The organism is Crossiella sp. CA-258035 (assembly GCF_030064675.1).
GTDB lineage: Bacteria > Actinomycetota > Actinomycetes > Mycobacteriales > Pseudonocardiaceae > Crossiella.
On the sequence record NZ_CP116413.1, the window covers coordinates 3121747 to 3134696 of the forward strand.

Consider the following 12950-nt stretch of genomic DNA (forward strand, 5'->3'; position numbering starts at 1 on the left):
CTCCAGTTGGCGACTAGAGTGGAGGAATGAGTGCGGCGGACAATGCGGGAACCAAGCCACTGCGGGCCGATGCTGCGCGGAACCGGGCCCAGATCCTCGATGCGGCCACGGAGGCGTTCCGGGAGCGCGGGCTGGAAGTGGATGTCCGGGAGATCGCCCGACTTGCTGATGTGGGCATGGGTACTCTCTATCGCCACTTCAGCACGAAGAAGTCGCTGGTCGAAGCGGCGCTGGAGGCGAAGATCGTGGAGTGGGAGCAGCGCGCCGCCGCTGCTCGGAACTCGACCGCGGCATGGGACGGGCTTCGTGCCCTTATCGAGCACACGATCGAGCTGATGGCCGCCAACCGGGCTTTCCTGGACGGCCTCACCGTGGCGGAGTCCGCGGTGGAGGCGTGTCAGAGGCACCTGAAGCAGTCGCTGGGTGATCTGGTCGAACGTGCTCATGAGGAAGGGTCGTTGCGAGCCGATGTCAGTGCCGGAGACATCGGGTTGTTCGTCCTGTCCTTCGGGCCGATCGTGTTGGCCACCAAGGACTCCGAGTCCGAAGCCTGGCGCAGGTTGCTGGCGGTGCTGCTGGACGGTCTGCGTGCGGCATGAGTTCTTCTCATGGTGAGCATGAGAACGAAGAGTTGGACTCATCGCTGAAGTGATCCGAAGATCTTCCTATGAGCACTGCGGGGAAGGTCGCGTTGGTCGTCGGCGCGAACGGCGTCATCGGCGGCAACCTGGTCGAGCACCTGCTCGAGCTGGGAGATTGGGAGGTCATCGGGCTGTCCCGACGGGGCGGCGCTGATCGGGAACGGCTGCGGTATGTCTCGGTTGATCTGCTGGATCCGGTGGACACGCGAGAGAAGCTGGCCGAGTTCGATTCGGTGACGCACGTCTTCTACACCGCCTACCAGGACCGTCCGAGCTGGGCGGAGCTGGTGGTGCCGAACCTGGCGATGCTGGTCAACGTCGTCGAGGCGATCGAGCCGGTCGCGGCCGGACTCGAACACATCAGCCTCATGCAGGGCTACAAGGTCTACGGCGCGCACCTCGGGCCGTTCAAGACCCCGGCCCGCGAGGACGACGCCGGCCACATGCCGCCGGAGTTCAACGTGGACCAGCAGGACTTCCTGGTTCGGCGCCAGGCCGGCAAGAGCTGGACCTGGTCGGCGATTCGTCCGTCAGTGGTCGCCGGGTTCGGGCTCGGCAACCCGCTGAACCTGGCCATGGTGATCGCGGTGTACGCCTCGATCTCCAAGGAACTCGGTCTGCCACTGCGATTCCCTGGCAAGCCGGGCGCCTATGACGCGCTGCTGGAGATGACCGACGCGGGGTTGCTGGCCGAGGCGACCGTGTGGGCGGCAACGGATCCGGCGTGCGCCAACCAGGCGTTCAATATCAACAACGGTGACTTGTTCCGGTGGAGCGAGCTGTGGCCGAAGATCGCCGAGTACTTCGAGCTGCCGGTCGCGCCGCCATTGCAGATGTCGCTGGCCACGGTGATGGCTGACAAGGAACCGTTGTGGGACAAGATGACCGAGGTGCACGGACTGGCTGGACACAGCTACCGCGAGGTGTCCTCGTGGGCCTTCGGGGACTTCGTGTTCTCGTGGGACTACGACATGTTCGCCGACGGATCCAAGGCACGGCGATTCGGGTTCCACCGATACGTGGAGACCGAGCGGATGTTCTTTGACATCTTCACAGAGATGCGCAAACGACGGGTCATTCCCTGACTCGGCCGAAGTACTGGCCGGGCGGCAGGCCGACCGTGGCGCGGAAAGCGGCCACGAACGCGCTGGTGCTCTCGTAACCAACGCGTCTGGCCACTGTGGACACCGCCATTCCGTGTGCCAGCAACGGAAGCGCGGCCTGGATTCGCAGCTGGGTTCGCCACCGGCCGAACGGCAGGCCGGTCTCGGTGCGGAACAGGCGTGCCAGGGTTCGCTCACTGGCGCCGACCCGGCGGCCCCACTCGCTCAGGGTGCGTGGGTCAGCCGGGTCGGCGGTCAGGGCGGTGCTGATCGCCCGGGTGCGTGGATCATGTGGGCTGGGCACCGCCAGGGTGGTCACCGGCAGCGGCTCCAACAGGTCGAAGACCACCGCCTCGGCGCGGGCGCGTGCCTGCGGGGACAGAGTTTCCTGGCCCAGGTAGGGGATCAGCTCGCGCAGTAGCGGCGGGGCGGCGACCACGGTCGGCTGCGCCCAGGTCGCCGGCCAGTCCGGTGGGCAGGCGGCAGGGGCGAGGTAGAGGCTCCGCATGGTCGCGCTGCCGATCGCAGCGGTGCTGTGCCCGATGCCCGCGGGCAGCCACAGCGCGCGGTTGGTCGGCAGCACCCAGGTGCCGTCCGGTGTCGTCACGGCCAGGACACCACTGGCGGCCCAGGCGAGCTGGTGCACCGGGTGCAGGTGCCAGTCGAAGCGGGTGCCCAGAGGCAGGTCGAAGCTGCCGACCAGCACCGCTCCCGAGGCGGGCACCAGCATGGGCGTGGCCTGTCCGGATGGCGACATCAGTTGGCAGGTTAGCTCATAGCGGTCACCGCGGGTGGTTCCTAGTGTCGGGAACATGCCGATGAACCGCTATCACCGCTGGTTGTGCCGTTCGGATATGTGGGCTCGGGCGGTGGCCCGCGACCTGATCCCGTGGGCGCTGGACGGCGTCGATCTGGGCACGGATGTGCTGGAGATCGGTCCGGGTTATGGCGCGACGACCGTGGCCCTGGCGGCGCGGGTGCCGAGGTTGACCGCGGTGGAGATCGATGTCGACCTGGCGCGTGGGCTGCGAGCTCGGCTGGGTGACCAGGTGCGCGTGCTGGAGGGTGATGGGGCAGCGATTCCGTTGCCGGACAACAGCTTCACCGGAGTTGGTAGCTTCACCATGCTGCACCACGTGCCGTCGGTGGCCTTGCAGGACAGGGTGTTCGCCGAGGCGTTCCGGGTGTTGCGGCCGGGTGGCACGTTCGCCGGGATGGACGGGGTGCCGAGTCTGGGTTTCCGGCTCATCCATCTGAACGACACTTACGTGCCGGTCAATCCGGACACGCTCGCGCCACGGCTCCGGGCGGTGGGGTTCCGGGACATCTGGCTGACCGCGGTGCCTGGCCGGTCGTTCCGGTTCCGTGCTCGTAAACCCCTGTCATGACAGGGGCCTGACGTGGTCCGTGGCTGGGCCGGCGGAGGCGCTGGCGGGCGCACCTCGGGTGGTAGCGAGGTGGGCGAGTGGGGGCGATCAGGTGGGTTTGTGGCGGTTGTAGTGCCGGGCGGCTCGGGCCCGGTTGCCGCAGGTGGTTGAGCACCATTCGCGGCGGGGGTGGTCCTTGGTGAAGTAGATGACGCAGGCCGGAGCGAGGCAGGCGTGCAGGGGCGCGGTGGCGAGCACCGGGATGGACTGGGTGGCGAAAGCGGCCAGGGTTTGGGTGGCGGGGGTGCCCTTGCTGATGGCGGTGCTGCTCAGGGTGTTGTCCGCCAGGGACAGCTGGGGGCTGGTGGGGGACTGGGCGATGGTGCGGTTGACGATCGCCACCGCCTGGTGCGGAGTGAGCGGGCTGGTGGTGGCTCGGGCGCGGGGGTCCTCGGTGCGGTGGGCGGCCAGGCGGCGCAGGGCGTTGCGCAGGGTGTGGAAGTAGGGGATGTCGTCCTCGGTGATCCGTTGCGCTGTGGCGTCGTCGTGTACGACAGCGAGCCAGCCGCGGAGGGAGTCCAGGGTGGCCAGGGTGTCGTGGATGCCGTTGCGGTCGGCCCAGATGGTGTTCATCAGGTGTACCGGGAGCGGCTCACCGGGAAGTATCACGTTCTCACGGTAGCAGGGGCTTGTTTCCGTTAGGTGTTCGTGGTTGGGTTCTGACGGTTGTAGTCGGTTCTAACCGTTAGATAGAGGTGGAGTTTTCGATGACTCGTGCGCCGGTTCCCCCGTTTGACGAAGCCACCGCCCGGCAGAAGGTGCAGGCCGCTGAGGACGCCTGGAACACCAGGGAGCCGGCCAGGGTGGCGGCGGCGTACACGCCGGACTCGGTGTGGCGCAACCGGTCTGAGTTCGTCACCGGTCGGGCGGAGATCGAGGAGTTCCTGACCCGGAAGTGGGAGAGGGAGAGGGAGTACGCGCTGCGGAAGGACCTGTGGGCCTTCGCGGGGAACCGGATCGCGGTGCGCTTCCAGTACGAGTGGCGTGACGCGCGGGGGCAGTGGTGGCGCAGTTACGGCAACGAGAACTGGGAGTTCGACGACGAGGGGTACATGCGGCGGCGGGAGGCCAGCATCAACGATGTGGCCATCGCGGAGTCCGAGCGGCGGATCTTCGGGCCGCGGCCGGAGAGCGAGCGCGGGCAGGGGATTCCGCTGCGGTGACCGGCTAGAAGGCCGGACCGGACGTTCCGGGAAGTTCCGGGAAGGTGCGGGCAGAAGGTCGGAGTACGGGCAGACGGCAGACATTCAGACGGCAGACGGGATCGTCTGAAGGTCGGCTGGCAGGGGGAGTGGCGTTGTCTTGGTGCGTGGGAGGTGGCCGAGCGCTCCCGGGTTGGTTGAGGTTGGTGGGATTCGCCTGGGAGCGTCACCGATGGCTGGGCTCGGTGGGGAAGATCGGCTTCCTGGGGCCACCGAGGGATGACTGGCTCGCCCCGCGGTGGCTGAGGGCGGCTGGGCTCGCCTGGGGAGGCGCGGATGGCCGAGTACGGATGAGGAGGGTGGATGGCTGGAGCTGAGGGGAACGGTTGCTGCGCGGCCTGAGTTGGGCGGGTGGCTCAGCCGTCCGGGGAGTCGGGGGCGGCTGGTGTGGCTGTCCGCGGGGCCTGGCTGAGACGGCCTTGGGGGCTGAGGGCGGCTGCGGTTCGCGCGGGTTTGCTGGGACTGGCGAGTTCGCCGGGGATAGCTCAGGGCATCGGTTTGGGGATGCCAGGGTGAGGTCGTCCGGGTGAGTGGGCGGTCGCCTGGGTCAGCTGAGCTTGGTGGTGCGGCAGGCCAAGGCGGTGGCTGCGGCGCCCCACACCACGAGCACCAGGACGGGCTGGGCGCTGGGCCAGGAGCCGGTGGCGGTGATGGTGTGCAGGCTGTCGGCCAGGGCGGCGGTGGGGAGGTAGGTGGCGATGTCGGCCCAGGCGCCGGGGAGTTGGGCGGTGGGCAGGGCCACGCCGCCGCCGAGGAGCAGGGCGAACCAGATGATGTTGGCCAGGGCCAGGACGATGTCGGCGCGGAGGGCTCCGCCCAGGAGGACGCCGAGGGCGGCGAAGGTGAGGGCGCCCAGGAGGGTCAGCAGTAGCGCCGGGAGGAGGCCCGCCAGGGCGGGGCGCCAGCCGAGGGCGGTGGCTACCAGGGTGATGAGCAGGAGTTGCACGGCTACCACGCCCAGGACGGCGAGGATGCGGCCGGAGAGGAGCATCCAGCGCGGCACGCCGGTGGCGGCCAGTCTTTTCACCACGCCGTAGCGGCGGTCGAAGCCCAGGGCGATGGCTTGGCCGGTGAAGGCTGAGGACATGACGGCCAGGGCGATGATCCTGGGGGCGATGGTGGCCACCCGGGGTTCGGCCAGGGGGAGGATCGGCAGCAGGGTGAGGCCGACGAGCAGGGCCAGCGGGATCAGCAGGGTGAGCAGGACCTGTTCGCCGTGGCGCAGGTGCAGGCGCAGCTCGGTGCCGGACTGGGCGGCCAGCATGCGCAGGGGGGCGCCGGGGGCCGGGTTGGGGCGGAAGGTACCGGGGGCGAATCGGATGGTGGCGGTCATGAGCGCAGCTCCCGTCCGGTCAGGTCGAGGAACACGTCCTCAAGGCTGCGGCGGGCCACCGTCAGCTCATGTGCCAGCACCCCGTGCTGGGCGCACCACGAGGTCACCGTGGAGACCACCTGCGGAGTGATCGTGCCCTCCACCAGGTAGTCGCCGGGGCGGGGTTCGCTGGTCCGGCAGCCCTCGGGCAGGGCCGCGGTCAGCAGGGTCAGGTTCAGGCCCGGCAATGAACGGAAACGCAGCTGCTGGTGGTCTGGTTCACCGCTGGTCAGCTCGGCCGGGGTGCCCTCGGCGACGACGCGGCCGTGGTCGACGATGGCGACCCGGTCGGCCAGGCTCTCCGCCTCGTCCATCAGGTGGGTGGTCAGCAGGACCGTGACGCCGTCGGCGCGCAGGGCGCCGATGAGCTCCCACACGAGTCTGCGGGCCTGGGGGTCCATGCCGGCGGTGGGTTCGTCCAGGAAGACCAGTTCCGGGCGGCCGACGATGGCGCAGGCCAGGGCCAGGCGCTGCTGCTGGCCGCCGGAGAGGCGCTTGAACGGGGTGCGGCGGGACTCGGCCAGGCCGAGGACGTCCAGCAGCCATTCCACGTCCAGGGGCTCGGCGGCGCAGGTGGCGACCAGGCGGAGCATCTCGTCGGCGCGGACCGAGGGGTAGGCGCCGCCGCCCTGGGGCATCACGCCGATGCGCGGGCGCAGCCGGTCGGCCTCGGTGGCCGGGTCCAGGCCGAGCACCCGGATCGAGCCGGCGTCGGGGCGGAGGAAGCCCTCGCACAGCTCGATGGTGGTGGTCTTGCCCGCGCCGTTGGGGCCGAGCAGGGCCAGCACCTGGCCGCGCGGAACGGTCAGGTCGAGGTGGTCGACCGCGACCGTCGAGCCGTACCGCTTGACCAGCCCGGTGATCGCCACAGCTGGGTCGTCGAGATCCGGGCGCACGAGAGCCAAGCCTAGGCCGAGAGCGGGGTCACCCGGACGGCGGGTTTCAGAACAGGACCCGCTTCCGGCCGTTGTTGGGTTCGGGCATGTGCTTGCGGACCGCCCAGACCAGCAGGGCGCACATGATCAGGCCCGCGATCACCGACAGCGGGATGACGTAGGCGCGGCCCTCGTAGGTCATGCCGGGCGGTGGGTCGGGCACCGCGAGCACGATGCTGAGCACGATGGCCGCGGTGCGGAACCGGCGCGAGTTCGTCGCCGCGGCCAGCGGGATGGCGGCCCAGATCATGTACCAGGGGTGCACCACCGCGCCCAGCAGCATCACGCAGCCCAGCGCGATGCCCAGCGCGGTCAGGGAGTTGCGGCCGGGCTGGCGGGTGCGGAAGGCGATCCACAGCAGCGCGGCGCAGATGATCGCGATGATCACGTAGCCCAGGCCGCGGCCGATCAGGATGGCCGAGTCGATGTGGTTGCCGACGCCGAGCAGGATGCCGATGCCGCCGGCGGCCATGCCCAGGGCGGTGGTCGGGGACTTGAACGTCTTGACGATGTTGGGCACGTCCAGCGCGCCTATCCAGCCGAACCCGATGCCGGTGACCAGCGTCAAGGCCGCCAGGGTGAGGCCGAAGACGATCAACAGCTTGATCGTCACGCGCAGCAGGTCGCGGAACTGTCCGCCCATCCGGCGGGCCAGCACCGCGCCGAGGAAGCCCAGCGCGAGCACCGCGGGTAGCTTCACCAGCGCGGCGGTGGTGATGATCACAGTGCCCAGGATGACCGAGCGGGACAGCGCCAGCTCGAAGCCCGCCAGCATCAGGCCGATCGCCAGCGCCTCGTTGTGCACGCCGCTGACCAGGTGGAACAGCACCAGCGGGTTGGCCGCGCCGAGCCAGAGCGCGGCCACCGGGGGCACCCCGAAACGGCGGGCCAGGCGGGGCAGCGCCCACACGATCATCGCGATGCCGGCCAGGGCGAGCAGGCGGTGCAGCAGGATGCCGACCATCAGGTGGTCGCCCACCAGGCTGGCGATGCCGCGGCCGATGGCCAGGCCGACCTGCCCGTACGGGGAGGGCGTGTCCCGCCAGATGTTGGGCACGCCCCTGGTCAGCGGGTGGTCCACGCCGAGGGTCTCGGCCGGGCCCTGGGTGTAGGGGTCGAAGCCGCGCGCGGCCATCTCGCCGATGGCCAGATAGCTGTAGACGTCCCGGCTGAACATCGGCAGCGACAGGCTCAGCGGGACCAGCCACATCATCAGCGTGCGGTCCATCTGCGAGCGGGAGACCAGCCGCGCCCGGCCCGGGCTGGCGAAGCGGCCCAGCCACAGCCAGGACACGATCAGCAGGCCCATGCCGGTGTAGACCGCGGCCATGGACACCGTGCCCACCCGGATGAACAGGTTGAGCACCGGGAAGTCCTGGAACGGGTTGACCACCGGCGCGGCGCCGGCGCCGATGCCGCCCACCGCCATCAGCAGCGAGCCGAGGGTGCCGAACCGGCGGACCAGGTCCAGCTGCCGTTGTTCGGCCTCGTTCAGCCCGGCCGGACGGCCATGGCTGGACCGGCCTAGTTCTGCCGGTCGCCCTTCCACCACTGATCCACTGACACCACTGCCTACCTCGCCGGACGCCACGTCCGGAAGGGTAGTGCGTAGGCGTGGGGGGTGAGTCGGGTCACCTCCCGCCGCCCCGCCTTTGCCGGTTGCGGGGAAATAAGCAAGACTTGTGTTGTGAAAAACGCCGGGACCCCGCAGCGGTCCGCCCACGAGGCGGAACGTGCTGATGGGCGTACCCGGCAGGCGGTCGCCAAGCAGCTGCTGGAGCAGGGGCCGATGACCGCCATGAGCATCGCCGAGGAGCTCGGCCTCAGCCCGGCCGCGGTGCGCAGGCACCTGGACGCGCTGCTGGCCGACAAGGAAGTGAGCACCAGGGAGGCCTCGCGGCGTCAGCCGAGGGGACGGGGTCGCCCGGCCAAGCTGTTCCTGCTCACCGAGAGTGGCCGCGCGCAGTTCGGGCACGCCTACGACGACCTGGCCGTGGCCGCGCTGCGTTACCTCGCCGAGTTCGGCGGGGAGGACGCGGTACGCGCCTTCGCGCAGCGCCGGATCGCCACCCTGGTGGACCGGCACCGCGAGGTCGTGTTGTCCATTTCCGACCCGGTGCGCAGGGCCGAGGCCCTCGCGCAGGCGCTGAGCAGCGAGGGTTACGCTGCCTCGACGCGCCGCGTCGGCCACGGTGAGCAGCTCTGCCAGCACCACTGCCCGGTCGCGCACGTCGCTGCCGAGTTCCCGCAGCTCTGCGAGGCCGAGACCACGGCGTTCGCCGAGCTGCTCGGATCGCACGTGCAGCGCCTGGCGACCATCGCCAGGGGAGACGCGGTGTGCACCACGCACCTGCCGCTGATCCCCGTGGCGGTTTCCCAGAACGACCCGGTCCCGCCGACGGCGGGCACCACCACCACGCGTCCGGAACCGGCCGAGAAACCGGTGCCGGGCCAGACCGCACGGATCCCGGACGGAGGGGAGCCCGCATGACTGCCGCTGCCGAGCAGCGTCCCACCACGGAGCCCATGACCCAGGAGGAGACGCTCGCCACCCTTGGTCGTTACGAGTACGGCTGGGCCGACTCGGACACGGCCGGCGAGACCGCTCGACGCGGCCTGAGCGAGGAGGTCGTTCGCGACATCTCCGCGCGCAAGGGCGAGCCCGAGTGGATGCTGGAGTCCCGGCTCAAGGGCCTGAAGCTCTTCGAGCGCAAGCCGATGCCGCACTGGGGCGCCGACCTCACCGGGATCAACTTCGACTCGATCAAGTACTTCGTGCGCTCCACGGAGAAGCAGGCCACCAGCTGGGAGGAACTGCCCGAGGAGATCAAGAACACCTACGACCGCCTGGGCATCCCGGAGGCGGAGAAGCAGCGCCTGGTCGCCGGTGTCGCCGCGCAGTACGAGTCCGAGGTCGTCTACCACCAGATCCGCGAGGACCTGGAGGAGCAGGGCGTCATCTTCCAGGACACCGACACCGCGCTCAAGGAGCACCCTGAGCTGTTCCAGGAGTACTACGGCTCGGTGATCCCGCACGGGGACAACAAGTTCTCCGCGCTCAACGGCGCCGTGTGGTCCGGTGGCTCGTTCATCTACGTGCCCAAGGGCGTCAAGGTGGACATCCCGCTGCAGGCCTACTTCCGGATCAACACCGAGAACATGGGCCAGTTCGAGCGGACGCTGATCATCGTCGACGAGGACGCCTACGTCCACTACGTCGAGGGCTGCACCGCCCCGATCTACTCCTCCGACTCGCTGCACTCCGCGGTCGTGGAGATCATCGTGAAGAAGGGCGGCCGCTGCCGCTACACGACGATCCAGAACTGGTCGAACAACGTCTACAACCTGGTCACCAAGCGCGCCAAGGCCGAAGAGGGCGCGACCATGGAGTGGATCGACGGCAACATCGGCTCCAAGGTGACCATGAAGTACCCGGCCGTCATGCTGATGGGCCCGCACGCCAAGGGCGAGGTGCTCTCCATCGCCTTCGCCGGTGAGGGCCAGCACCAGGACGCCGGCGCCAAGATGACCCACCTCGCCCCGCACACCTCCTCGACCATCGTGTCGAAGTCGGTGGCCCGTGGCGGCGGCCGCACCTCCTACCGCGGCCTGGTCAGGGTCAACAAGGGCGCGCACCACTCCGCCTCCACGGTGAAGTGCGACGCGCTGCTGGTCGACCAGATCAGCCGCTCGGACACCTACCCCTACGTCGACGTCCGCGAGGACGACGTGTCCATGGGGCACGAGGCCACGGTGTCCAAGGTCAGCGAGGACCAGCTGTTCTACCTGATGTCCCGCGGCCTGACCGAGGACGAGGCCATGGCGATGGTGGTGCGCGGGTTCGTCGAGCCCATCGCGCGCGAGCTGCCCATGGAGTACGCCCTTGAGCTCAACCGCCTGATCGAGCTGCAGATGGAAGGGGCAGTCGGCTGATGACTGCGATTGTTGAAGGGGTGACGCCGCACTCGCACGGGGCGGGTGCGGTGGTCCCTGACGCCTCCCGCGCGGAGTGGTTCTCCTCGTTCGACGTCAACGCGTTCGAGGTGCCCACCGGCCGTGAGGAGCTGTGGCGGTTCACCCCGCTCAAGCGCCTGCGCAACCTGCACGACGGCTCGGCCCCGGCCAACGGGACCACCACGGTCGAGGTCAGCGCCGCGCCCGAGGTGAACGTGGAGACCATCGAGCGCGGGGACACCCGCCTCGGCGTGGCCGGCGTGCCCGCCGACCGGGTCGCGGCCCAGGCCTGGTGCTCCTACCCGTCGGCGACCCTGGTGACCTTCCCGAAGGACACCAAGGCCACCACGGCCACCATCGTCACGGTGACCGGCGCGGGTGCGGACAAGACCGCCTACGGGCACATCCAGCTGCGCGCCGAGGCCTTCGCCGAGGGCATCGTGGTGCTGGACTACCGCGGCTCCGGCGCCTACGCGGAGAACGTGGAGATCGTCGTCGGTGACGGCGCCAAGCTGACCGTGGTCTCGGTGCAGGACTGGGCCGACGACGCGGTGCACGTGGCCAGCCATCACGCCAAGCTCGGCCGCGACGCGGTGCTCCGGCACACCGCCGTGACCCTGGGCGGCGACCTGGTCCGGCTGTCCCCGACGGTGACCTACGACGGTCCCGGCGGCGACGCGGAGATGCTCGGCGTCTACTTCGCCGACGCCGGCCAGCACCTGGAGCACCGGCTCTTCGTCGACCACTCGGCCTCGCACTGCCGGTCCAACGTGGTCTACAAGGGCGCGCTGCAGGGCGAGGGCGCGCACACGGTGTGGATCGGCGACGTGCTGATCCGGGCGAGCGCGGAGGCGACCAACACCTACGAGCTCAACCGCAACCTGCTGCTGACCGACGGGGCGCGCGCCGACTCGGTGCCGAACCTGGAGATCGAGACCGGCGAGATCGAGGGCGCGGGCCACGCGTCGGCGACCGGCCGCTTCGACGACGAGCAGCTGTTCTACCTGCAGGCGCGGGGCATCCCGGTCGAGCAGGCGCGACGGCTGGTGGTGCGCGGGTTCTTCAGCGAGATCCTCGCCAAGATCACCGTGCCCGAGGTCCGCGAGCGCCTTGAGGCCGCCATCGAGGCAGAGCTCGAGGCGGTCGGCGCATGACCGAGTTCAGGGTGTGCCCGCTGGCCGAACTGGCCGACGGCAAACCGTACGGCACCGAGGTGGACGGCACGCCGGTCGTGCTGGTCCGCCTCGGCGAGCAGGTGCACGCGCTGCACGACGTCTGCTCGCACGCCGAGGTCACCCTGAGCGACGGTGGCGAGGTCAGTGACGGCGCCATCGAGTGCTGGCTGCACGGTGCGGGTTTCGACCTGTGCACCGGCGAGCCGCTGACCCCGCCGGCCAGCGACCCGATCGACGTGTACGCGGTGAGCGTGCGCGAGGGCGAGGTCTACGTGGACCCGGCCACCCCCACGAACCGCTGACTGCTTCCACCAGGAGAAACGAAAGACCATGGCTACTCTGGAGATCAAGGACCTGCACGCAGAGGTCGTCACCAATGAGGGGAACAAGGAGATCCTCAAGGGTGTCAACCTCACGGTGAAGGCCGGCGAGACCCACGCGATCATGGGGCCCAACGGCTCCGGCAAGTCCACCCTGGCCTACGCCATCGCCGGGCACCCCAAGTACGAGATCACCAGCGGCTCGGTGCTGCTCGACGGTGAGGACGTGCTGGAGCTCAGCGTGGACGAGCGCGCCCGCGCCGGCCTGTTCCTCGCCATGCAGTACCCGGTCGAGGTGCCCGGCGTGTCCATGTCCAACTTCCTGCGCACCGCGGCCACCGCGGTCCGTGGCGAGGCCCCCGCGGTCCGCCACTGGGTCAAGGAGGTCAAGGCGGCGATGACCGACCTGGACATCGACCCGACCTTCGCCGAGCGCTCGGTGAACGAGGGCTTCTCCGGCGGTGAGAAGAAGCGCCACGAGATCCTGCAGCTGGCGCTGCTCAAGCCGAAGATCGCGGTGCTGGACGAGACCGACTCCGGCCTGGACGTCGACGCGCTGCGCGTGGTCTCCGAGGGCGTGAACCGGTTCAAGGCCGACGGCGAGGTGGGCGTGCTGCTGATCACCCACTACACCCGGATCCTCAAGCACATCAGCCCCGACTTCGTGCACGTCTTCGCCGGCGGCCGCATCGTCGAGTCCGGTGGCGCGGAGCTGGCCGAGCGCCTGGAGAACGAGGGCTACGTCCGCTACGCGGGCAAGCCGGAGCCCGCCGCCCTCTGAGGGAATTTCCCTTGATCGGCAACGGTTTCCCGTACTGACA

The 12950-nt window shown here is 69.5% G+C and carries 14 protein-coding genes; 9 read left to right on the forward strand and 5 right to left on the reverse strand.

The window, feature by feature from the left end; translation table 11 throughout:
* Positions 1–26 precede the first annotated feature (26 nt).
* Both N8J89_RS14340 and N8J89_RS14345 read left to right on the forward strand, forming a co-directional pair.
* A complete protein-coding gene (locus N8J89_RS14340) occupies positions 27–599 on the forward strand; it encodes a TetR/AcrR family transcriptional regulator (protein ID WP_283664839.1) in 573 nt (190 codons plus the stop codon).
* A 68-nt stretch (positions 600–667) separates the two neighbouring features.
* Entirely contained in the window at positions 668–1726 is a 1059-nt protein-coding gene (locus tag N8J89_RS14345) for an SDR family oxidoreductase (protein WP_283664840.1), read from the forward strand.
* On the opposite strand, the gene N8J89_RS14350 is transcribed toward N8J89_RS14345, so the two are convergent.
* Positions 1716–2501: an AraC family transcriptional regulator gene (locus N8J89_RS14350; RefSeq protein ID WP_283664841.1), complete on the reverse strand. Its 786-nt coding sequence runs from the start codon at positions 2499–2501 to the stop codon at positions 1716–1718. The genes N8J89_RS14345 and N8J89_RS14350 overlap by 11 nt on opposite strands.
* Before the next feature lie 55 nt (positions 2502–2556).
* On the opposite strand from N8J89_RS14350, the gene N8J89_RS14355 reads away from it, so the two are divergent.
* A complete protein-coding gene (locus tag N8J89_RS14355) occupies positions 2557–3132 on the forward strand; it encodes a class I SAM-dependent methyltransferase (protein WP_283664842.1) in 576 nt (191 codons plus the stop codon).
* Between the two features lie 87 nt (positions 3133–3219).
* On the opposite strand, the gene N8J89_RS14360 is transcribed toward N8J89_RS14355, so the two are convergent.
* Positions 3220–3780 carry a CGNR zinc finger domain-containing protein gene (locus tag N8J89_RS14360; RefSeq protein ID WP_283664843.1) on the reverse strand — a complete coding sequence of 187 codons (561 nt, stop codon included), beginning with the start codon at positions 3778–3780 and terminating at the stop codon, positions 3220–3222.
* A gap of 98 nt (positions 3781–3878) precedes the next feature.
* Here N8J89_RS14360 and N8J89_RS14365 point away from each other — a divergent pair, with 98 nt between their 5' ends.
* The gene (locus N8J89_RS14365) at positions 3879–4334 is read left to right on the forward strand and encodes a nuclear transport factor 2 family protein (RefSeq protein WP_283664844.1); all 456 of its coding nucleotides are present in this window, start codon (positions 3879–3881) and stop codon (positions 4332–4334) included.
* 586 nt (positions 4335–4920) lie between these two features.
* Here the strand turns inward: N8J89_RS14365 and N8J89_RS14370 are convergent.
* Genes N8J89_RS14370 through mptB form a run of 3 tightly spaced genes read right to left on the reverse strand, consistent with a single transcriptional unit; the run spans position 4921 to position 8229 of the window.
* The gene (locus tag N8J89_RS14370; RefSeq protein ID WP_283664845.1) at positions 4921–5706 is read right to left on the reverse strand and encodes an ABC transporter permease; all 786 of its coding nucleotides are present in this window, start codon (positions 5704–5706) and stop codon (positions 4921–4923) included.
* Positions 5703–6641 (reverse strand): ABC transporter ATP-binding protein, encoded by a 939-nt coding sequence (locus N8J89_RS14375; RefSeq protein ID WP_252481700.1) that lies wholly within the window; start codon positions 6639–6641, stop codon positions 5703–5705. Before N8J89_RS14375 ends, N8J89_RS14370 begins: the two co-directional genes overlap by 4 nt.
* A 46-nt stretch (positions 6642–6687) precedes the next feature.
* A complete protein-coding gene (gene mptB, locus N8J89_RS14380) occupies positions 6688–8229 on the reverse strand; it encodes a polyprenol phosphomannose-dependent alpha 1,6 mannosyltransferase MptB (RefSeq protein ID WP_283664846.1) in 1542 nt (513 codons plus the stop codon).
* Positions 8230–8367: 138 nt separating this feature from the next.
* Between mptB and N8J89_RS14385 the strand changes: the two genes are divergently transcribed.
* The 5 genes from N8J89_RS14385 to sufC are packed head-to-tail and all read left to right on the forward strand — an operon-like array spanning position 8368 to position 12910.
* The gene (locus N8J89_RS14385; RefSeq protein WP_283664847.1) at positions 8368–9171 is read left to right on the forward strand and encodes a helix-turn-helix transcriptional regulator; all 804 of its coding nucleotides are present in this window, start codon (positions 8368–8370) and stop codon (positions 9169–9171) included.
* Positions 9168–10613, forward strand: coding sequence for a Fe-S cluster assembly protein SufB (gene sufB, locus N8J89_RS14390; protein WP_252481703.1), 1446 nt, complete (start codon positions 9168–9170; stop codon positions 10611–10613). The genes N8J89_RS14385 and sufB overlap by 4 nt, the downstream gene beginning before the upstream one ends.
* Positions 10613–11788 (forward strand): Fe-S cluster assembly protein SufD, encoded by a 1176-nt coding sequence (gene sufD, locus N8J89_RS14395; protein WP_283664848.1) that lies wholly within the window; start codon positions 10613–10615, stop codon positions 11786–11788. Before sufB ends, sufD begins: the two co-directional genes overlap by 1 nt.
* Entirely contained in the window at positions 11785–12111 is a 327-nt protein-coding gene (locus N8J89_RS14400; protein ID WP_283664849.1) for a Rieske (2Fe-2S) protein, read from the forward strand. The genes sufD and N8J89_RS14400 overlap by 4 nt, the downstream gene beginning before the upstream one ends.
* 28 nt (positions 12112–12139) lie before the next feature.
* Positions 12140–12910, forward strand: coding sequence for a Fe-S cluster assembly ATPase SufC (sufC, locus tag N8J89_RS14405; protein WP_283664850.1), 771 nt, complete (start codon positions 12140–12142; stop codon positions 12908–12910).
* Positions 12911–12950: the final 40 nt, after the last annotated feature.